The 21,024-nt window shown below is 30.9% G+C and carries 17 protein-coding genes; 7 read left to right on the top strand and 10 right to left on the bottom strand.

The window, feature by feature from the left end:
* The first annotated feature begins 20 nt into the window (after positions 1 to 20).
* Positions 21 to 3,785: a DUF2194 domain-containing protein gene (locus tag FF125_RS21470; RefSeq protein WP_138952217.1), complete on the top strand. Its 3,765-nt coding sequence runs from the start codon at positions 21 to 23 to the stop codon at positions 3,783 to 3,785.
* A gap of 18 nt (positions 3,786 to 3,803) precedes the next feature.
* Here FF125_RS21470 and FF125_RS21465 read toward each other — a convergent pair whose 3' ends face one another.
* From FF125_RS21465 to FF125_RS21420, 10 genes are all read right to left on the bottom strand, one after another.
* On the bottom strand, positions 3,804 to 4,199 hold the full coding sequence (locus FF125_RS21465; protein WP_138952215.1) for a hypothetical protein: 396 nt from the start codon (positions 4,197 to 4,199) through the stop codon (positions 3,804 to 3,806).
* Positions 4,200 to 4,216: 17 nt separating this feature from the next.
* Positions 4,217 to 4,810 (bottom strand): TetR/AcrR family transcriptional regulator, encoded by a 594-nt coding sequence (locus FF125_RS21460; RefSeq protein WP_138952213.1) that lies wholly within the window; start codon positions 4,808 to 4,810, stop codon positions 4,217 to 4,219.
* A 48-nt stretch (positions 4,811 to 4,858) separates the two neighbouring features.
* Positions 4,859 to 5,674, bottom strand: coding sequence for a universal stress protein (locus tag FF125_RS21455; protein WP_138952211.1), 816 nt, complete (start codon positions 5,672 to 5,674; stop codon positions 4,859 to 4,861).
* Between the two features lie 28 nt (positions 5,675 to 5,702).
* Positions 5,703 to 7,121, bottom strand: coding sequence for an efflux transporter outer membrane subunit (locus tag FF125_RS21450; RefSeq protein WP_138952209.1), 1,419 nt, complete (start codon positions 7,119 to 7,121; stop codon positions 5,703 to 5,705).
* Between the two features lie 5 nt (positions 7,122 to 7,126).
* The gene (locus FF125_RS21445) at positions 7,127 to 10,264 is read right to left on the bottom strand and encodes an efflux RND transporter permease subunit (protein WP_138952207.1); all 3,138 of its coding nucleotides are present in this window, start codon (positions 10,262 to 10,264) and stop codon (positions 7,127 to 7,129) included.
* Between the two features lie 25 nt (positions 10,265 to 10,289).
* Positions 10,290 to 11,417 carry an efflux RND transporter periplasmic adaptor subunit gene (locus FF125_RS21440; protein WP_394344117.1) on the bottom strand — a complete coding sequence of 376 codons (1,128 nt, stop codon included), beginning with the start codon at positions 11,415 to 11,417 and terminating at the stop codon, positions 10,290 to 10,292.
* Between the two features lie 6 nt (positions 11,418 to 11,423).
* A complete protein-coding gene (locus FF125_RS21435; protein WP_138952203.1) occupies positions 11,424 to 11,927 on the bottom strand; it encodes a GbsR/MarR family transcriptional regulator in 504 nt (167 codons plus the stop codon).
* 172 nt (positions 11,928 to 12,099) lie between these two features.
* A complete protein-coding gene (locus FF125_RS21430; protein WP_138952201.1) occupies positions 12,100 to 12,585 on the bottom strand; it encodes a hypothetical protein in 486 nt (161 codons plus the stop codon).
* Between the two features lie 118 nt (positions 12,586 to 12,703).
* Positions 12,704 to 14,605, bottom strand: a complete 1,902-nt coding sequence (locus tag FF125_RS21425; protein ID WP_138952199.1) for an amidophosphoribosyltransferase — start codon at positions 14,603 to 14,605, stop codon at positions 12,704 to 12,706.
* 48 nt (positions 14,606 to 14,653) lie between these two features.
* Positions 14,654 to 15,580, bottom strand: coding sequence for a PfkB family carbohydrate kinase (locus FF125_RS21420; RefSeq protein WP_138952198.1), 927 nt, complete (start codon positions 15,578 to 15,580; stop codon positions 14,654 to 14,656).
* A gap of 99 nt (positions 15,581 to 15,679) precedes the next feature.
* On the opposite strand from FF125_RS21420, the gene FF125_RS21415 reads away from it, so the two are divergent.
* From FF125_RS21415 to FF125_RS21390, 6 genes are all read left to right on the top strand, one after another.
* The gene (locus FF125_RS21415; protein ID WP_138952196.1) at positions 15,680 to 16,105 is read left to right on the top strand and encodes a SufE family protein; all 426 of its coding nucleotides are present in this window, start codon (positions 15,680 to 15,682) and stop codon (positions 16,103 to 16,105) included.
* 32 nt (positions 16,106 to 16,137) lie between these two features.
* Positions 16,138 to 16,458: a DUF59 domain-containing protein gene (locus FF125_RS21410; RefSeq protein ID WP_138952194.1), complete on the top strand. Its 321-nt coding sequence runs from the start codon at positions 16,138 to 16,140 to the stop codon at positions 16,456 to 16,458.
* Positions 16,459 to 16,968 carry a DUF2480 family protein gene (locus tag FF125_RS21405; protein WP_138952193.1) on the top strand — a complete coding sequence of 170 codons (510 nt, stop codon included), beginning with the start codon at positions 16,459 to 16,461 and terminating at the stop codon, positions 16,966 to 16,968.
* An 86-nt stretch (positions 16,969 to 17,054) separates the two neighbouring features.
* Entirely contained in the window at positions 17,055 to 17,993 is a 939-nt protein-coding gene (locus tag FF125_RS21400; protein WP_138952191.1) for a DUF3078 domain-containing protein, read from the top strand.
* 106 nt (positions 17,994 to 18,099) lie between these two features.
* Positions 18,100 to 19,173, top strand: coding sequence for a CNNM domain-containing protein (locus FF125_RS21395; RefSeq protein ID WP_138952189.1), 1,074 nt, complete (start codon positions 18,100 to 18,102; stop codon positions 19,171 to 19,173).
* Between the two features lie 156 nt (positions 19,174 to 19,329).
* Positions 19,330 to 20,952 carry a LuxR C-terminal-related transcriptional regulator gene (locus FF125_RS21390; RefSeq protein ID WP_138952187.1) on the top strand — a complete coding sequence of 541 codons (1,623 nt, stop codon included), beginning with the start codon at positions 19,330 to 19,332 and terminating at the stop codon, positions 20,950 to 20,952.
* Positions 20,953 to 21,024 lie beyond the last annotated feature (72 nt).

Here is a 21,024-nt window from a genome sequence, read left to right as displayed (position 1 = left end):
TACTATTATTATTTATAATAATGATAATAGTTGGAAACAGGTTTATTAATAAATACAATCAGAACCCTGATAGTTCATCCTCAATTATAAGTAATATAAATCTTAAAAATATTACCCTAATTGAATTAGTAACTGATCCTAGTGATTCTATTAGTATAGATTTTGCACAGCATTTAAATAAAATAGGTGATTATAGTAAGTTTCCTATAAAGGAAATTAATATAAATGAATGGAATTCTCCATCCTATACAATAGGAGAAACAACTAGGGTTATTGTTGTTCAAAATACCTTAAAACTTAAAGGTAAGACTTTAGAAAAACTATTAACATTTGTTTCGCAAGGTGGTGTACTTTTTGTGCCTAATTTTATTGAAGATGAACGAATGGCATACTTTTATGGATTAATCAAAAACGGTACTAGACAAAAAGTAGATGTGCCTGTAGGATATTATTTTGATACTAACTTTTTACCTAATGTTAAAGGAACTAGTTATGGTGAACACATTTATCATGGAGGTTTAAATAAGTTCAGTTTCAAAGATGACGTTACCATTTTAGCATCAGCAAAAAATGATAGGGATTATCCTGCTATAATAGAGAATAATATAGGTATAGGAAAAGTAATTTTGTTTAATACCTATGAAATTCTTAGAAAACAAGATAGGGGGCTTTTATATTCTGCATTGTTAAAAGGTTTAGAGAATATACCTTATCCTATTGCTAATGTTAGTACAATATTTTTGGATGATTTTCCTTCACCATTGTACAATACAAAGGAAGAACCTATCAAATCAGAAATGGATTTAACAGTGCTCGATTTTGTTAAAAATGTTTGGTGGCCAGATATGAAAAAATTATCTGACACTTTTAATATAAAATATACGGCATTAACGGCTTTTGACTATCGTAATAGTATCAAACCTCCTTTCTTATTTGATCAGTGGGATAATCATTTAATAATTGAAAATGAGCGAAAAATATCAGTTACTGATTGGATAGCTAAAGATATTATAAAACATGGGCATGATTTAGGTTTACATGGATATAATCATACATCACTTCAAATTGAGACGTGGAAAGAACCAGACTATATGAGAATCGCTTTAGCTTCAGCCAAGAAAAAGTGGACAATTAGTAGTATAGGTGATTTTCCAGTTTCATATGTTCCTCCTTCAAATTATATAGATAGTATTGGCATGTCAGAATTGGGTAAAGCATTTCCATCAATAAAATATATGTGTAGCCTTTATTTAGGTGATTATAATGAAGGTGGAAATAGAGAATTTGATGAAGAAAAATGGAATCCCAACTTTTTTGATTATCCTAGAATTAGTAGTGGCTATGATTTAAATGAAGAACATAAATTTGTACAACAATCTCTTTATATTTATTCAGGAATATGGACGCATTTTGTTCATCCTGATGATGTATATCAAATACCTGGTGGTGATGAAAGTTCAGCTGGACATTTTTCCTTGAGAAATAAACAAAGTTTAGGGTGGCATAAATCAAAGGATGGTAAACCAGGATTGTTAAGTGTATTTGCAAATTATTTACATGAAATGGAAGAGATATTCCCGTTGTCGAGATATGTATCAGCTGAAGAAGGGGCAATTATTACTAAAGATTGGAGAAAATCTCAATATTCTTTTTCAAAAAATGAAAGTGAGTATTTTGTAGAGCGTATAGACAATGATAAAAAAGGAGCGTATTATTGGTTCTTATATTCAAGTCATAAAAACGTTAAAAAAATAGAGGCAGAATTACTTCAAAAATCAGAAAAATTTGAAAAAACACCATTTTTAGATGGGTTTCTATATTCAATAAAAACAACACATCCCTCTTTAAGTATTAACAGCGGAAGCTTAAATACGATGCTTACAAATACGGTTGCAAGAAAAGTAATAGATGATTATAGACTCTATAAAGACCATAATTATAAAATAACAAATCTATTAAGTACATATGTTAAGTCTGAGCCAAGTGAAAATGCGTCTGTACAAGAATGGACTAAGCATTATGTGGCAACAGAAAATTTAGATAAAGCGAGCTTGTTACTAAAAGAAAAAATTGATACTGAAAAACGCATAGATACAAGTGTTTTTAATGAGTATTATAAATATATGGCATGGCAAAATAAATCAAAAGAAGCGTGGTTAACTTTACAAAACCATATTGAAGAATATCCATTGACAGAAAATATTAAATACTCTAGAAGTTTAGGTTTAAAAAATGGTTATCCAAATGAAATTATTAGAAAACAGTTTTTGGAAAAGCAAATTAATATTCTTAATGATAAAGAAATTTTAAGGGAATATTATAGAACATTTAATACTCCAGAAAATAAGAAAGAAGTTACCGAAGTATTAAAAAAGTTGAGAGACGTTGACCCTAGTTTGGAAAATGAAAAATTTTACTTAAAACATTTAATTGCATATGATCCAAAACAAGCAATTACGGAGCTTAATAAGTATATACCAAGTGAGAGTTCTAGCTTATGGAATATGTCTGAAGAAATAAGTTGGTTATATGCAAATAACAAAAGATATAAAAAAGCATATGATTGGTCTAAATACACTCAAAAGATTGCTGTAGTTAATAAATTGTATTGGCTTTCTGAAATCAAAGATTTTAAAACACTTAGAAAAGAATACATACATTTTATAGCCAATAATCCAAACGATTTAAAGACCAAAGGAGAAATAAGTAAAATTTTATTGACGAACAACCAACAAATAGAGTCTTGGGGTATCGTATCGGCATTACCTGAAACCGTACAAAAAGATACTTTAAAACGAGCTCTTAATGAACAGGTAATTTACCTTAATAAGATTACACAAAAAGACTTAATAAATAGATATGCAAATCTTTTTGAGGTAAACGTTAAAAAGCAAATCGAGAAAGATATTCGTTTATCTGAAAATAATTCAATAGAAGCAGAAACAGAAATTATAGGAGATAATAATAGTAGTACTTCATTTGAAAAGAAAATAACATACACTATTAAAACCGATAAGTTAAATTCTCATAGTATATCTGTTACTAACAATGATCTATATGATGTTGAAAATACTAGTTTTTCTGATATTGATAATGTAAATAAAAATGTAACCGGATTAGAATATAAATTTAGTAATCAGCCAACAGGAAAAATAAATTATTGGGTGAGAGGTAGAGTTGAAAAAGATAAACAAGATAATATCTATTATCAAGCAGGAGTTGGAGCTTCATTACCCAAAGAAAAAAGTTTTACTTCTTTAAGTGCAAATATTTACCCTGTAAAAACAGGTCCAGGGTATCAAAAGAAAATATATCAATCTAGATTGGCAATTTATCAAGAAAACAATGTTAAAAATATATTTAAAACTGTTGTTTATGCTGAAGGAAATCATTTTTCTAACAGTGATTTAGAAGGTTCAATTACAACAAGAGTAGTACTTGATAATAGTAAAGACAAGATGTTTAAAGTTTTACCACAAGTTGAGGCATCATTTTCTAAGAGTAATAAAGATGAAACTAAAGACTATCCATATTACTTAGTTGATAAACGTTTTTTTGCTGGAGGAGGAGTTGGTCTAAAATATGGTACAGAAAAAAGCAAGTTAAACATTAGGGTAGAAGGATCTACATTTATTGATAATGATTTGGGCGACTTTAACCGATTTACAGGTCAAGCATCCGTTAAAATTGGAAACTTTACAAAAATTTCAGCTGCGGCAGAGCTTTCCACGCAATCTCAAGCATATTCCAATTCTTTTAAATTGGGATTAAAACATACTTTTTAAAAGCTCATTAAAAATGTATTATTTTATTAAAACACCTTTTACATCCATTAATGGAAGCGGTTGTAATGCTTTTAAGTTAATTGTGTTTTTCTTGAAGACATAGGTTTTATCAAACATTTTATTACCTTCAAAAAAAGACACTTTAAAGCTGTTGTTTAATGCAAACAAATCTTCTTGCATTAACTCTAGTTTCGCATAACTTTTTTTAGGTAGCGTGTCTATTTTTTTTCTAATTGTGGAGGTTATTTTGTTCTCAGAATATCCTGTTATTACTGCAATAACCATTTCTAAATCAACATTTTGGTCATTAATTATATAGGCGTTCCAATCTTGTGTTTTATAAATGTCATTGTATTCATTTACTACGGCAATATATACACCTTCAACTTTTGGGATATTAATGTCTTTTTTCATGTGGTAAAAATACGAATCTATTCAAAAATAGGATTAGAATAGTTTCTTGTAATTATGCCTTTTAAATTATAAACTACCATGTGCTTAAAAAGCTCTTCTTTTTGGTGTAACTTAAACAAGTTGTTGTTATTAAACAAAACAGTATCAATTCTTAAAAAATAAATCTTCACAACTAATTCTAAGTTCACTTCTTGTTTAATATTGCCAGCTTCTTGTGCTTGTTTTAGTAAATTATAAATTCTCTTGTTGGCTAAGTCTTCATTGAATTTTTCAAAAAAATTGCTTGCCTTGGGATAGTATTTTTTTAAACCAAATATAAAAGAGGGTTTAAAGTATTTTAAATACTCAAACCCTCTTTTATATATTAAAATAACACTGATTATTGGGTCTTCTTTATTATCGGAAATTAACCTATCAATTTCTTCAGAGAATTCATTTAATAATTGTTCTAAACTACTAGTAACTAAGTCTTCTTTATTCTTAAAGAAGGTGTAAATTGTTTTTTTAGAAATACCAAGTGTACTTGCAATTTCATCTAAGGACACATGTTTACTACCAAATTGTGTAAACTTGTTTATAGAACACGTTAACAACTCCTCTTTTGTAATCATTTTACTTCCTTTTTAATTCCGTAAAAATTTATTTCTAGTTAGAAAAAATTATTCTATCGGAATTGATAGTAGTGGAATGTTTAACCCCGAAGCCATAACTCTTGTTTTACTTTTATGAACTATAGATTCCCAAAAACCATACTTTTTTGGGATCATTACTAACAAATCAAAATTTGATTTTACAATCTCTTTTTCTATTTCTTTTATTACAGCATCGGAATTTACTTTCTTATAGAAATAGGTTACATTTTCCAGTCCTTTTTCAATAGTTTCATGAGCTTTGTTCTCTAATATAAGTTCGTTTATTTTATTCTCCACATAAAATACAGTAACCTCAGACTTAAGCACGATAGCTATTTGTCTTAATTTTGCTAATACTCTTAAGGGGAGGTCTTGCATTACATCACAGGCAAAAATAATTTTATGTATTCCTGAAAATTTGGCAGAAACAGGAATTGCCAATACAGGAAATTTTTTCATACTAATTAAGGTTGTAGTCGGATTTCCAAGTAAATTCTGTTCCATAGATTTGGCTGACATTCCGATAACTAAAAATTTTGAGTTATTTAATTTCATTAACGAATCTATTTCATCTTCTAAATTCACATAACTACAGTGATATTCAACCTCAATGTTAAATTTTTCGGATAACATTAAAGCTTTCTTCTTTAACTTTTCTTTACTTTTATCGATCAATTCGTCCATAGAAGATGCTGATATCCATGTGTTTGCAGCATGAACTGGTAACTTGAAAGCATTAAAAAGTATAAGTTTTGAATTAAATAGTTGAGCTAATGACGCCGCGTATAATACTGCATTATTCGATGTTTTAGAAAAATGTGTTGCAACTAAAATTGAGTCCATGATATTAAGTTTATTTTATAGTCAAATATTATTTCCACCCACCACCGAGAGCTTCGTACAAGTCAACAACTGACACCAATTGTTGTAACTGACTATCTATAATATTAAGCTCTGCACTTAAGGCACTTTGTCTTGCTGTTAATAAATCTAAATAGTTTGCATAACCATTTTTAAGTAACTCTTCTGAGTTTGATTCTGCAGCACGTAAGGCCTCCACTTCATTCTTTCTAAATTCATATTTTTTAGTTTCAGATTCATATGAAAATAATGCGTTAGAAACTTCACTACCTGCAATTAATAATGATTTTTTGAATTGAAGTAATGCTTGTTCTTGTTGAGCAATAGCAACTTCCTTTTGTGTTTTAAGCTTTCGCTGATTAAAAAGAGGTTGAGTTAAACCACCAACGATATTGGCAAATAATGAATTCGCATTTAGTAATTGGTCTAATTCTAAACTTTGAAACCCACCAGAAGCTGTTAATGTTAAAGAAGGATAAAAGTTACTTCTCGCAACATTAGTTAACTCAAAAGACTGAATTAAACCATACTCTGCTGCCATAACATCAGGTCTATTACTAAGTAATGTTGCTGGCACACCAAGTTGAATTTCTTGATCTATTTTCTGAACGGTTAAAGTATTTCTTTCAAAATGTTGAGGTGCTTTACCTAATAAAATACTAAGCGTATTTTCTGTTTTAAAAATAGCTGTTTCAATATCTACTTGTAATGCTTTTGCACTATTAAATTGTGCAATATTTTGGTCAACAGCAACTTGCGTTACTTGTCCAGCTTCTTTTAAAGCTTTGATTGTGGTAACACTACGATCCCTAGTTGCAATGGTTTCTTTAGTAACTTCCAATTGAGCATCAAGAGCTAATAAGTTATAATAGGTATTTGCAATACTTGAAATCAACTGCGTTTTAACTGCTTGATGACCCGACACACTTTGTAAATAAGCTGCTTGAGTTGCTCTTTTATTACTTCTTATTTTTCCCCAAATATCTGCTTCCCAAGAAAGGTTCGCAGTAAGATCATATTGATCAGTAGAAGTATTCGTTAAAAATGCACCAAACTGACTGTTTTTAGAAAGTTCTTGATGCGTTACATTTGCACCAATATTAACTGAAGGTAAATACCCTGCCTTACCTTGTTTTGCATAGGCTTGAGCCATAGCCATTTGTTGAATGGCTATTCTAACATCCATATTATTTTGTAGACCTTCTTTTATATATTCTTTCAAATAACTGTCTGTAAATAAGGTCTCCCATGATACATCTGCTATAGACAAACTATCAGTTGGCAAATTTTCTGTTCGATAAAGTGCTTCGGTTTCTGGCACTTCTGATCTGGTATAATCTTTTGCTACAAAACAACTTTGTAGTGTTAGTAAAACGAGTCCTAATAGAATTGTTTTACCTAAATTTTTATATTTTAAAATAGATTTCATAGTTTTTATTCTTCAATAGTTTGTACTGCTGGTTTACTCGATACTTTTTCTTGTAACCACTGAAATAATATAAATAGGATAGGAATTACAAAGACACCTAAAAGGGTTCCTATAAGCATTCCACCGGCGGCACCTGTACCAATAGATTTATTTCCTTCTGCTCCTACACCTTGTGCTAACACTAATGGCATCAATCCTAAAATAAAGGCAAATGAGGTCATTAAAATTGGTCTTAATCGGGCTTTTGCTCCATGGATGGCAGCATCTACAATACTCTCTCCATTTTTACGCCTTTGAACTGCAAACTCTACAATTAATATGGCATTCTTGGCAAGCAACCCAATAAGCATGATTAATGCAATTTGGAAGTAAATATTATTTTCAAGTCCAAAAAACTTTGTACTAATATAGGCTCCAAATACACCAAACGGAATAGAAAGGACCACAGCAAATGGTAATAAATAACTTTCGTATTGTGCACTTAACAAGAAGTATACAAATAGGATACTTAATACAAAAATGAAAGTGGTTTGGTTACCAGCATTTACTTCCTCTCTTGTTAAACCGGAATAAGCAACCGTATAATTACTTGGTAATTTTGCAACCTCTTCTTCAATAACTCTAATGGCATCTCCTGTACTAAACCCTGCGTTTGTAGCTCCTGTTATGGTTGTAGAATTAAATAAGTTGAATCGTGTTACTGATTGAGGACCATATACTCGCGTTAAGGTAATAAATTGTGTAATTGGAGTCATTTCACCAGAATCTGTTCTTACATACATACTATTTAAAGCATTTACATCGGCTCTGTCTTCGGGTAAAGATTGAACATATACTCTAAATTGTTTTCCGAATTTTGAAAAGTCAGATGCATAAACGCCGCCAATGTATCCTTGCAATGTTGAGAAAATACTATTAATTGGCACGCCTTTTTCTTTTGCTAACGGCACATTAATTTCCATTTCGTATTGTGGGTAATTTGTACTGAAAGAAGATTGTGCGTATTTAACTTCTGGATGACTCATTAAAGCCATTGCAAATTCTTTATTTGTTTTATCTAAATCAGTAAACTCACCACCAAACTTATCTAATAAATTTATCTCAAAACCTGACGAGTTACCAAAACCACGAATACTTGGTGGTGAGAAGAAAATAATATTTGCTTCTGGAATTCCTGCTACAACACCAAATAACTTACCTGTAATAGCTTGCACAGATGTTGATGGATCTTTACGCTCTCCCCAATCAGCTAATTTTATAATACCGAAACCATAATTACTACCAGCTCCACTAATTAAACTTCTACCTTTAATAAAGTTGACCCCAACAATACCATCGATACCATTTATTTTACTATACAAATCTTTTGCAACAGCATTTGTTCTATCCAAAGATGCACCTGCTGGCAATTCTATATTTGCAAAAATAATTCCTCTATCTTCATTAGGTACAAATCCTGTAGGTGTTGTTTTAGCTGCCCAGAAAATACCAGCTATTGCTAAAAGTAATAGTAATACCGGTATCCATTTTCTTTTGTATAAAAACTGAAGTGATTTTCCATATCTTTCTGTCGTAGCGTTAAATCCACGGTTAAAAAGTGTATAAAAACGTTTTAATGGACCTTTACCTTTTAACTCTACATCATCTTTATGCGTTTTTAGTAGTAATGCACATAATGCGGGACTTAAGGTTAATGCATTGACAGCAGAAATAAGAATTGCAATAATTAATGTAACACCAAACTGTTCATAAAATACACCTGTTGGACCGGTTACAAAGGTTACAGGAATAAATACGGCTGCCATTACCAAAGTAATCGAGATAATAGCTCCAGAGATTTCATTCATGGCCGTTAATGTTGCCTTTTTCGGGTTCTTTTCACCAAAATCCATTTTGGCATGAACAGCTTCAACAACAACAATGGCATCATCTACCACAATACCAATGGCGAGTACTAATGCGAATAGCGTCAATAAGTTAATAGAGTAGCCAAAAACACTTAAGAAGAAAAACGTTCCTATTATTGAAACCGGAACAGCAATTGCCGGAATTAATGTAGAACGGAAATCTTGCAAGAAGATAAATACTACTAAAAACACCAGTAGAAAGGCTTCTAATAAGGTACTAACGACTTTTTCTATTGATGCATTTAAAAATAAACTTGTGTCATATGGCACAAAAATATTTAATCCCTGTGGAAGGTCTTTTTCTACCGATTCTATAGTTGTTTTTATATTTTCAATAATCTCTTGTGCATTAGAACCCTTGGTTTGAAAAATCCCCATAAAAACAGCAGGATGTCCTAAACTCATTGCATTAGACGAATATGATTGTGCGTCTAATTCTATTGTTGCTATATCATTTAAACGAAGAAACTCTCCATTACCCAAAGCTTTTATTATAATATCTCCATATTGCTTTTGGTCTTTAAAACGTCCACTATAGGTTAGTGTATAAGAAAATGCTTCACCATTATTTTGGCCTAAAGAACCTGCTGCTGCTTCTAAGTTTTGTTCCGCTAAAGCAGCGGTAATATCAGAAGGTATTAAACTGTATGCCGCTAATTTTTCTGGTTTTAGCCAGATTCGCATTGCATAGTCTTGTTGAGAAAATACACTAACATCTCCTACACCACTAATACGTTGCATAGCAGGAATAACGTTTATTTTTAAGTAATTCTGAATAAATGTAGCGTCATAATCTTCACTGTCAGAATACATTGATATAAACATCAACGCACTCGTTTCTTGCTTTTGAGTTGTTACCCCGGTTTGTATAACCTCTTGTGGTAATAAAGGATTTGCTCGTGCTACACGGTTTTGAACATTAACGGCAGCAATATCTGCATCTATTTCCTGGTTAAAATAAACGGTAATTTCTGCTGTACCAGTATTAGATGCTGTAGAAGTGATATAATTCATTCCCTCTACACCATTAATTTGTTCTTCGATCGGTATGATTACACTTTCTAAGACGGTTTCTGCGTTTGCTCCGGGATAAGATGCTGTCACCTTAATTGTTGGTGGTGCAATATCTGGATACTCCTCTATTGGTAGGCTTGATATACTAATAACACCAAGCATAACTATAATAATAGAGATAACTGTTGAAAGCACAGGTCTTTCAATAAATGTTTTTAACATGACTAATATGTTGTTTGTTAGTTAACTAGTTTTTAAATAATGTTGGTACTTGTTTAAAGGCATCTTCAAAAGAAGTCTCTTGAGGTGAGATTGCCATTCCGTTCCTTAATTTGCCAACGCCAGAAACTATAATTTTATCTTTTGCATCTAAACCTGATTCTACAACATATAAATTATCTACTGTTCCTTTTACTTTTATAATAGAAGTTTCTACTTTATTATCTTCACTAAGTTTGAATATCATAATATTTCCTTGTTGCTCAAAAGTTGCTGTTTGAGGTACGATTAAAGCGTCTTTATATTCTATAGGAAATCTTATTTTACCACTATTTCCATTCGTTAAAATTTCGTCTGGATTCTTAAATGCAGCTCTAATTTTTATGGTTCCAGTATTTTGATTTATTTGACCTGTACTGGTTTGAATGCGTCCTTTATGAGAATACACTTTACCATTAGCCAAAATCAAACTTAAATCTGGAGAATTTTTAATACGTTCTGCTTTTGTTTTTCCCTCAGATCTTTGTAAGAGATCTATGTATTGTGCTTCGTTAAAACTAAAAAAGGCATATACTTGGTCAATTTCACTTACAGTAGTTAAAGGTGTTGCATCACTTGGACTAATTAAGGCTCCTTCTCTAAAATTGATAGAACCAACATAACCATCTATTGGGCTTTTAATAGTTGCATAGCCAATATTTGCAGTTACACTACTATAATTAGCTTTTGCTTGTGCTAAATTAGCTTTTGCAGTTTCTAGTTGTACTTCACTAATAATGTTTTTAGCCACAAGAGGAATCAGCTTATCTACCTCTACTTGTGCTACATTAACACGTGCTTGAGCTGCTCCTGCATCTTGACTTAAAGACTGTGTTTCTAATTTAAATAATACTTGTCCCTTTCTTACTTTTTGCCCTTCGTCTACATATACTTTCTCAATATATCCTGATGCTTTAGCTCTAACATCACTATTTACCATTCCTTCAATAGTTGTAGGATATTCGGTATATCCTGTAACTGTTTTTTGTTGTAATTGAGTAACTGGAAAAGAGGGTGGAGGAGCCTGTTGTCCGGCTGTATTGGTTTGATTCTTATTGCCACAACTTAATGTTAGTATGAGAACACTTATTGATAATATGGAGTATAACTTATTCATTTTAATTTAATGTGTATATGGGTTATTTGTAATTTTTGTTCTTAATTCTTCCATAGATGAGGTTGCCCCATCTATAAATTTGATATAGTCGCTATGAAAGTTTAAATCGAATTTTTCTTCATCATTTTCAAGTTTTTCATTATTTATGGTTTCTTTATAGGCTTTAATCTCCGTATGTAATTCGCGTATTTCATTCCAATCATGCATCATTTTATCTATATGTTGCATTATGATGTCAGTATTAATGACAAAATATTTTTTACGGTCACCAGTTTTGGTGAAATAATGAATTTTATTTAAATCTTGTAAATGATTAAGATGATTGGAGATGGTACTTTTACTCGCACATAATACTTTTACCATGTCTTCAAATGTGGTTCCTGTTTTTCCGGTAAGTATAATATATGATAGTATACGTGCGGCAACGGGTGCTAGTTGTTCTCTTTTCTCTAAATGCACTCCTAGTTTTTCTACTAAGGACATTTTTTCGTTACATAGTGAATTACTCATTTGTCTTAATTTTTTATACTGTAAGGGAAACAAAATGTATTTTACAGTAAATCGAGTGCAAATATATAATTGGTTCTGAACAAACCGAACTAAGCGAAGTTAAAGAAATGTTAAATAAAAAAAGCCGATAGAATTATCGGCTTAATAGAGAATTTAAAGTTTGTTTTTTTGTCTAAGGATAAATTATGGTCTTACCTTTTTTAAGTGTATTCAACTTAAAATAATGTTTTTTATTTTTAATATTATAGCTAATAACACATTCATTTTTAGATAATTGGAAAGGTGATTTCTTTGTAAGTTTTGGCACTTCATTACCAAATTCTTTTTTTGGATCTTTATCCATTATAATAATTTTATCATAAGAATTAGATGTGCTAAAATTACCTGTGATGATCCTTTTTTCGTTAAAAGAATCAAAACTTAATTTGGCAGATTTATTATTAAAGAATATTGAATCAAACTGAATATTATTATCAACGGGCTCTGCAAATGCTATGGTAACCAACGTTCCTTTAGCTCCTGGTTTTCCACCAATCCAGTGCTGATATTTTGCTTCTGTAATAATAAAAGAAGGATTTTTATCAAATTGACTAGTCGCACAATTAGAAAATAAAATGAGCATTAAACTACAAATTAGAAATGTTATTGGCGTTTTCATAAGGTACTTTTTAAGTAATAAGTGCAATTTAGATGCCAGAAATAATTGCAAGATAGAAAATGGATAAATACGCTATGCATTTTCGCCATTATCCAATCAATATCAAACAACTAGTACATTAATACGCTCTTTTATTATTTCCTTCATAAAAGTTGATAAATGCTCTATTCACCACCTTTGTACCGCCAGTAGTAGGGTAATCTCCACTAAAATACCAATCACCAGCGTTTTTAGGACACGCTTTATGCAGATTTTTTATAGGTTGAAAAATAACTCTTATCTCAGCATTAATGGTCTTAGTTTTTAACATTTGAGCAACCTTGTCTGAAATTTGTTCAACCGTAAAAGGATTATAAATCTCTTTCACATAGTTTTCAACTTCACCCACTGGTAGCTCGTCTTGCTTAAGACATTTATTATAAACCCTTTCAATTATTTCATCGTATTGATTGGTTTCTTTTAGTAATTCAATTGTGGCTTTAAAAGCAATAAACTCTTCTAATTTTGCCATATCAATACCATAACAATCAGGATATCTTATTTGAGGTGCTGATGAAACGATAACAATTTTCTTTGGGTTTAGTCTGTCTAAAATTTTGATGATACTCTTTTTTAGAGTTGTTCCTCTCACAATACTATCATCAATAATTACCAGATTATCGGTAGGTTTTACAACACCATAAGTAACATCATAAACGTGAGCAACTAAATCGTCTCGACTATTATCATCAGCAATAAAAGTTCTTAATTTTGCATCTTTAATTGCAATTTTTTCGATTCGTGGTCTTTCAGATAAAATTTCAGTTACTTTTCTTAAGGATAAATTTCGCTGTCCTTCTAATATTCGTTTTAATTTATACTTGTTTAAGTAGTCTTCTGCGGCTTCAGAGATACCAAAAAATGATGTTTCTGCTGTATTAGGAATGTATGAGAATACCGTATTATTTATATCACTATCAATATGTTCAAGAATTGTAGGGAAGATAAGTTTTCCTAAGTTTTTACGCTCATTATAAATTTCGGCATCACTTCCTCTAGAAAAATAGATACGTTCAAAAGAACATGATTTTTGTTCACGTTGCTCTAAAATAGGGTCTACAGAAATGTCTCCACTTTTTTTAATAATAAGGGCATGACCACGATCTAATTCTTTAACCTCATCAAAAGGAACGTTAAAAGCAGTTTGAATAACGGGCCTTTCAGAAGCAACGACAACAACTTCATCATCTTTATAATAATAGGCAGGTCTAATCCCTGATGGGTCTCTTAATACAAAAGCGTCACCATGACCAATTAAACCAGCCATTGCATAACCACCATCCCAGCTTTTTGCTGCTCTTTGCAGAATACGTTGAATATCTAATTCTTTTTCAATTACTGCAGAGGCATCTCTTTTACTTATATTTTTTTCTTTACACTCATTATAAATTTTTTCAACTTCATCATCTAAAAAATGACCAATTTTTTCCATTACGGTAACGGTATCGGTATTTTCTTTTGGGTGTTGACCAAGCTCAATTAGTTCTTCTAACAATTCGCTAGAATTGGTCATATTAAAGTTACCTGCAACAATTAAGTTTTGGTGCTTCCAGTTATTTTGACGTAAAAAAGGATGTACACTCTCAATGCTGTTTCTACCAAAAGTACCATAACGTACGTGACCCAAAAATACATTACCTACATATGGTAAGTTCTCTAATTGCCATTGTACATCATCTTTTTTTGTAGGATGTTTTTCTAATTCCTTATTTAAACGATCGTTAATTTGAGCAAAAATATCTTGAATGGGTGCCGATTGATTTGAACGTACACGGCTCATAAAACGAGTGCCAGGTTTAACATCAAATTTTACACTTGCAAAACCAGCACCGTCTTGACCACGGTTGTGCTGCTTTTCCATTAATAAGTACATTTTATTAATGGCGTAAAATGAAGTGCCATATTTTTCCTTATAGTAAGATAATGGCTTTAATAATCTTACTAGTGCTATTCCACATTCGTGCTTAATGGCGTCACTCATTTTTATTTGGTATTTAATAAAAAATCCGCATAAAAATGCGGAGTATAATTAATTTAATTCTATTTCAAACTGTGTCAGTTCTTTAAATTGACCAAGGCGTTTTTTAATTTCATCCTTGGTTAGCTCTTCCATTCTTCGTGTTCCAAATTTTTCAACAGAAAACGATGCCATGTTAGATCCATAAATAATTGCATTTTTCATATTTTCAAAAGAAATATCTTTTGTTTGAGCTAAATAGCCAATAAAACCACCTGCAAAAGTATCACCTGCTCCCGTTGGATCAAAAACTTCTTCTAATGGCAAAGCTGGGGCAAAAAAGATATTTTCTTTATTAAATAACAACGCACCATGTTCTCCTTTTTTAATAACCACATATTTTGGTCCCATTTTAGAAATTTTTTGTGCTGCTTTTACTAAAGAATATTCACCACTCAATTGTCTTGCTTCTTCATCATTAATGGTAATTACATCTACTTTTTTAATTACCTCTAGCAAATCATCCCAAGCATTATCCATCCAAAAATTCATAGTATCTAATACTACTAGCTTTGGTCGGTTTGGAATCTGTTTAATTACAGACATTTGTACTGCTGGATGTAAATTACCCAACATTAAAAATTCTGTATCCTTGAAATTTTCAGGAACAACAGGATTAAAATCTGCTAACGTATTTAATTCTGTTACTAACGTATCACGAGTATTCATATCATTATGATACTTACCACTCCAAAAAAATGTTTTACCACCTTTTACAATTTCAACACCTGTAGTATCAATATTTTTGCTTTTCAGCATGTCTAAATATCCTTGAGGAAAGTCATCACCAACAACAGAAACAATGCCTGATTCTACATCAAATTGAGATGCTGATAGACCAATAAATGTGGCCGCACCACCCAATATTTTATCTGTTTTTCCAAACGGTGTTTCAATTTTATCAAAAGCTACTGTACCTACAATCAAAAGTTTACTCATAATATATTAAAATTTTAAAGGGGTAAGTTTCTATCTTCTGCAGACTCCCAACATGGGTCTTCCGCCTTTTCCCTATCTTTGCAAAAATAACTTTTAAAAATGACTATAAAAGAAATACAAGAAGAAATTATTGATGAATTTTCTATGTTTGATGACTGGATGGAACGTTATGAATATATTATAGAATTAGGTAAATCAATTCCCCTTATTGAAGATCAATATAAAACGGATGATAATACCATAAAAGGCTGCCAATCTAAAGTTTGGTTAAATGCTGATGTAAAAGATGATAAAATTTTTTTTACGGCAGATAGCGATGCCATATTAACCAAAGGTATAATTGCTTTATTATTACGTGTTTTTTCAAACCATACACCAAAAGAAATTTTAGATTCAGATACCGATTTTATTGATGAAATTGGTTTAAAGGAACACCTATCACCAACTAGGGCTAATGGTTTGGTTTCAATGATTAAGCAGTTAAAATTGTATGCAATTGCATATCAATCTAAAATGAGTCAATAAGTAGTATCTTTGTACCAATAAAATTATGAATTATGACAGATATAGAAGTTCAAGATATAGGAGATAAAGTAGTTACCGTTTTAAAGACAATTTATGACCCAGAGATACCAGTAGATATTTATGAGTTAGGCTTAATTTATGATGTTTTTGTGAATGATAATTGTGAAGTTAAAATATTGATGACATTAACTTCACCTAATTGTCCGGTTGCAGAAACGTTACCTGTAGAGGTTGAAGAAAAAGTAAAAACACTTGAAGAGGTTAAAGATGCAGAGGTAGAAATTACGTTTGATCCTACATGGACTCAAGATATGATGAGCGAAGAAGCAAGATTGGAGCTAGGTTTTTTATAAATGGATAATGAAATTGTAAATAGAGTTGCTAATAGTAAATTACTTACTATTGACTTAGAAGATTTTTATCCAGATGGAGAAAGAATCCTTTTGGATATTTCTGATTGGTTATATGAAGGCATTATTTTAAAAGAAAAAGATTTTAGAGAAAGTCTTCAACATCATGATTGGACGCAATATAAAAATGCATATTTAGCATTATCTTGTAAAACAGATGCCATCATCCCATCATGGGCATATTTGCTAATTACGACCTATTTAAGTCCTTATGCTAAAAAAGTTGTAGTTGGTAATTTGGAATTACTAGAAACGTCTATTTTTCAAGATATTATAAATAATTTTGATTTTACAGTCTATCAGGATAGACCTGTTATTATCAAGGGTTGTTCGAGTAAACCAATACCAGAAACTGCTTCGGTAATGCTTGTGGAAAAATTAGTGCCAGTAGCTAAAAACATCATGTTTGGCGAGGCCTGCTCTACGGTTCCATTGTTTAAAAAGGGAAGGTAAACTTTACAATTAGTGGAGCTTTTTATGCTATATATTTTAAATTGTTTATTTTTGCACGCTCAAAACAAAAACTAAAAATGAAAAACATGAGAAAAATTGTATTAGCATTTGTTGTAATGTTTGCAATAACAAGCACTTATGCACAAACACGCGAAGAGTTAAAGGCAGAACAAGCTGTTAAAAAAGATTCAGTTGCAGCTATTCAAGGAAGAGTTGACGCTTTACAAGGTCAAATTGATGCTTTTCCAGGTTGGAAAAAAGGAGCATTTGGTACTATTGGAGGTAGCTTTTCTGACTTCAGCAACTGGTATTCTAAAGCTTCAGCAAATTCAGCAAACGGAAATATTGGATTTACAGTTAATGCTTTTGCTAATTTAGATAAGCCTAAGTTTTTCTGGAGAAATTCAGGAAACATTAACCTTTCTTGGGTAAAATTAGATGATAAAGATGTAGCAACGGATAGTAAGAAATTTGAAGAAGCTAATGATATCTTTAGTGTAACCTCATTATATGGTTATAAATTAAGCCCAAAATTTGCAATTTCTGCGTTGGGAGAATACAGAACAACAATATTGAGTAATTTTAATGATCCTGGTTATTTAGACCTTGGGGTTGGTGCAACTTGGACTCCTATAACTGATATGGTTGTTGTAGTTCATCCATTAAACTACAATTTTGTATTTAGTAAAGGTGAGAGTGTATTTGAATCTTCTTTAGGTGCAAAAATTGTTGTTGATTATACTAAGCAATTAGGTGCTATTAGTTTTAAAACAAATCTTTCAGCATTTGCTAGTTATGAAAGTTCTGACTATTCTAACTGGACTTGGACTAACTCTTTCGGTTATACACTTTGGAAGAAAATTGGTGTAGGTTTTGACTTAGGTTTAAGAAAAAACAAACAAGAAGCATTAAATGCGATTACTACTAGAGATAATATTTCTGGTTACGATCCTGCTGCTACTTTTGATACTGTAGATAACAAATTACAATCATATTGGATGTTAGGTTTAAGCTACGCTTTCTAATTAAACAATCAAAAATTATAAAAAAGCACTCTCTAGTTAATTCTAGACGAGTGCTTTTTTATTTCCAATTTATTTTACCTTATTTTTGTATTAAATTATATCTTAAATGACCTTACTAATAATATACGCTGTAGTTTCTATCTTTTTTTCTTTTTTATGTTCAATATTAGAAGCTGTTTTGCTAAGTATTTCGTCCACATTTATAAACCTCAAAAAGAAGGAAGGGAAGCCTTTTGCTGATACTCTAGAAGTTTTAAAAAAGGACGTAGACAAGCCTTTAATTGCCATACTTACCTTAAATACCGTTGCCCATACGGTAGGTGCAATTTTAGTAGGGGTACAAGCAGAAAAAGCTTTTGGTTCTGGAACCAATATGGTGGGTATTGTCTCCGCAATAATGACTTTTTTAATCTTAGTTCTTTCTGAAATTATTCCAAAAACAATCGGAGCAACGTATTGGAAGCAATTGGCCAATTTTACAGCTAAAACCTTAAAAATTATGGTAGCTATTCTAAAATACACAGGTATTTTATGGATACTTCAGTTGTTTACAAAAATGGTGGGCGGCAAAGGACATCATGGTAGTATTTTAAGTCGTGAAGATTTTCATGCAATGGCTGATATAGCTCACGAAGAAGGTGTCTTTGAAGAAGCAGAAAGTACCGTAATAAAGAACATGCTAACTTTTAAAGAAGTTTTAGCAAAAGATATTATGACACCCAGAACCGTTATGATTTCTTATAATGAAGAAAAAACTGTTGCACAATTATTTTCTGAACACCCAAACCTTCGCTTTTCTCGAATTCCTGTTTATAGTGGTAAAACTGATAATATTACAGGGTTGGTTCTAAAAGATGAGGTGTATAAAGAAATGGCCTTAGAACATGGTTCTAAAAAATTATCTGAATTGAAAAGAAATATTATTGTAATAGACCGAAATATGCCTATTCCTTCTTTATTTAATCAATTAATTGAAAGTAAAAACCATATCGCTTTAGTGGTAGATGAATATGGTTCTGTTAGTGGACTTGTTTCCATGGAAGATGTTATTGAAACCTTGCTAGGATTAGAAATTATGGACGAAAGTGATGTTGATTCTGACATGCAACATCTTGCCAGAAAGAATTGGGAAAAACGAGCAAAACGTTTGGGGATTATTGATGAGAATAGTAAACTATAAATTGTCAATATTAGTTTAAAACCAATCCCATAACCATAGAGAATAGACCTTATTTATTTTCATTCTAAGTTCAATAATTATTTTCTCAAAGTAATCCGTATTTTTAGCCGTTTTGTATCTTTGTAAGACACCCTTTTTACTTAGACCCCCTTTACCATGGTTAAGGCTAAGAAATACATAATTGCCCTTCTTTTATTAATAGTATTGCCTACTTCTTTTTACGGTCAAAATTTAACTGAATATCAAGTTGATAGCTTGTTTAATGAATTGCGAATTAAGCCAAATACAACCGCTAAAGTTGACAACTTAATTTCACTTTATAAACAGGCAAATAGGTCTAACGTAAAAAGTGAAGTAATTATAGATGAAGCCATTGCCGTTTCAGAAGAATTGTTTTACCTCAAGGGTCTTGGTGAAAGTTATAATAGAAGAGGGTTGGTAGCTAGATATAACTATGATTATGAAAGATCGGTTAACGATCATAAAAGAGCTCTGAGTTATCTTGACAAAACAACAGATACTTTATTAAAAATTAAATGTTTAAATAATTTAGGTGTTAGTTTTAGAAAATTAAATTTAGAGAAAGAAGCCTTTGAATACTATTTTCAGGCCCTAGAGTTATCCGAAAAAATAAATCATGAAAAAAGCATCAGTATTGCTTTAAATGGAATTGGTAATGTTTTTCTTGACATAAAAGATTACGACAAGGCTATTCATTATTTTAGAAAAGTTTACGCGTTTGATGTAAAGAATAAAAATATTGAAGGTCAGCAATATAGTTTATCAAATATTGGTGAATCTTACTTGTATAAAAAATCATATGATACTGCTTATTTTTATATCAATAAGGCGTTAACATCTACTAAAAAATTCAATAACAAGGAAAGTGAGGCTATTAGATACAATCTCTTAGGATTGCTTTTTCAAAAGAAAGGAGATTATAAGAATTCAACCGAATATTATAAGGAAGCAATTCCAATGTTTGCAAAAACGAATAACATTAGGTACTTGAGCAATACACTTATTAATATTGGACGTAATGAGCTGAATTTAGGGTATTATGACAATGCAAAAGTTAACATTATCAGTGGTTTAAAGAATGCTAAAATTGTGAAATCTAAAGAGAATATTGCTTTAGGATATAGTGCTTTGGTAGATTATTATTCACTTACAAAAGAGTATGATAAAGCACTTGATGCTTATAAAATGGCAACTACTTTTAAGGATAGTATTGTAAACGAAACCACGCAAAAAAGTATAATAAGTACTCAAATTGCTTATGAAACATTGAAGAAGGATAATGAAATAAAACAATTAGCAATTGAAAATAATGTAATACAAGAAGATGCAAAAACCAATTATAATAGGTTGCTGATTTCAATATTTTTAGGCACTGGTGCACTGGTTGTTTTATTTGTACTGTTTTATTTATATCGAAAAAATTCTGATTTAGAAATTGAGCATAAAAACAATCAATTACAGAATTATATTTTTCAGATTAAGGAGTTGAAAAACAAGGTAAACGATAAGGATGAACTACGACATCAAAACTTTATAGAAAATTTAAATGATTATGATTTAACGAAACGAGAAATTGAAGTTTTTACGAATATATCTCAAGGCTTAAATAATGATGAAATTGCTAAAAAAATGTTTGTTTCAAAAAACACTATAAAAACACACATCAAAAATATTTATTCAAAATTAGATGTAAACAATAGAATTCAAGCAATTAAAAAATTAAATACCTATTCTACTCCACATATTACTAAAACTTAGGTTTTAATGTTAAATATCACCCATTCGGGGGATTAATATCATACTTTTTAATGAAGTAATTTCTGTGATTAG

The organism is Aureibaculum algae (assembly GCF_006065315.1).
Taxonomy (GTDB): domain Bacteria; phylum Bacteroidota; class Bacteroidia; order Flavobacteriales; family Flavobacteriaceae; genus Aureibaculum; species Aureibaculum algae.
This window is presented reverse-complemented; position numbering and strand designations above follow the sequence as displayed.

Coding starts and splice junctions, on each gene's coding strand:
- FF125_RS21470 (WP_138952217.1), top strand. CDS start 21: ATGATAATAGTTGGAAACAGGTTTATTAATAAATACAATCAGAACCCT.
- FF125_RS21465 (WP_138952215.1), bottom strand. CDS start 4,199: ATGAAAAAAGACATTAATATCCCAAAAGTTGAAGGTGTATATATTGCC.
- FF125_RS21460 (WP_138952213.1), bottom strand. CDS start 4,810: ATGATTACAAAAGAGGAGTTGTTAACGTGTTCTATAAACAAGTTTACA.
- FF125_RS21455 (WP_138952211.1), bottom strand. CDS start 5,674: ATGGACTCAATTTTAGTTGCAACACATTTTTCTAAAACATCGAATAAT.
- FF125_RS21450 (WP_138952209.1), bottom strand. CDS start 7,121: ATGAAATCTATTTTAAAATATAAAAATTTAGGTAAAACAATTCTATTA.
- FF125_RS21445 (WP_138952207.1), bottom strand. CDS start 10,264: ATGTTAAAAACATTTATTGAAAGACCTGTGCTTTCAACAGTTATCTCT.
- FF125_RS21440 (WP_394344117.1), bottom strand. CDS start 11,417: ATGAATAAGTTATACTCCATATTATCAATAAGTGTTCTCATACTAACA.
- FF125_RS21435 (WP_138952203.1), bottom strand. CDS start 11,927: ATGAGTAATTCACTATGTAACGAAAAAATGTCCTTAGTAGAAAAACTA.
- FF125_RS21430 (WP_138952201.1), bottom strand. CDS start 12,585: ATGAAAACGCCAATAACATTTCTAATTTGTAGTTTAATGCTCATTTTA.
- FF125_RS21425 (WP_138952199.1), bottom strand. CDS start 14,605: ATGAGTGACGCCATTAAGCACGAATGTGGAATAGCACTAGTAAGATTA.
- FF125_RS21420 (WP_138952198.1), bottom strand. CDS start 15,580: ATGAGTAAACTTTTGATTGTAGGTACAGTAGCTTTTGATAAAATTGAA.
- FF125_RS21415 (WP_138952196.1), top strand. CDS start 15,680: ATGACTATAAAAGAAATACAAGAAGAAATTATTGATGAATTTTCTATG.
- FF125_RS21410 (WP_138952194.1), top strand. CDS start 16,138: ATGACAGATATAGAAGTTCAAGATATAGGAGATAAAGTAGTTACCGTT.
- FF125_RS21405 (WP_138952193.1), top strand. CDS start 16,459: ATGGATAATGAAATTGTAAATAGAGTTGCTAATAGTAAATTACTTACT.
- FF125_RS21400 (WP_138952191.1), top strand. CDS start 17,055: ATGAGAAAAATTGTATTAGCATTTGTTGTAATGTTTGCAATAACAAGC.
- FF125_RS21395 (WP_138952189.1), top strand. CDS start 18,100: ATGACCTTACTAATAATATACGCTGTAGTTTCTATCTTTTTTTCTTTT.
- FF125_RS21390 (WP_138952187.1), top strand. CDS start 19,330: ATGGTTAAGGCTAAGAAATACATAATTGCCCTTCTTTTATTAATAGTA.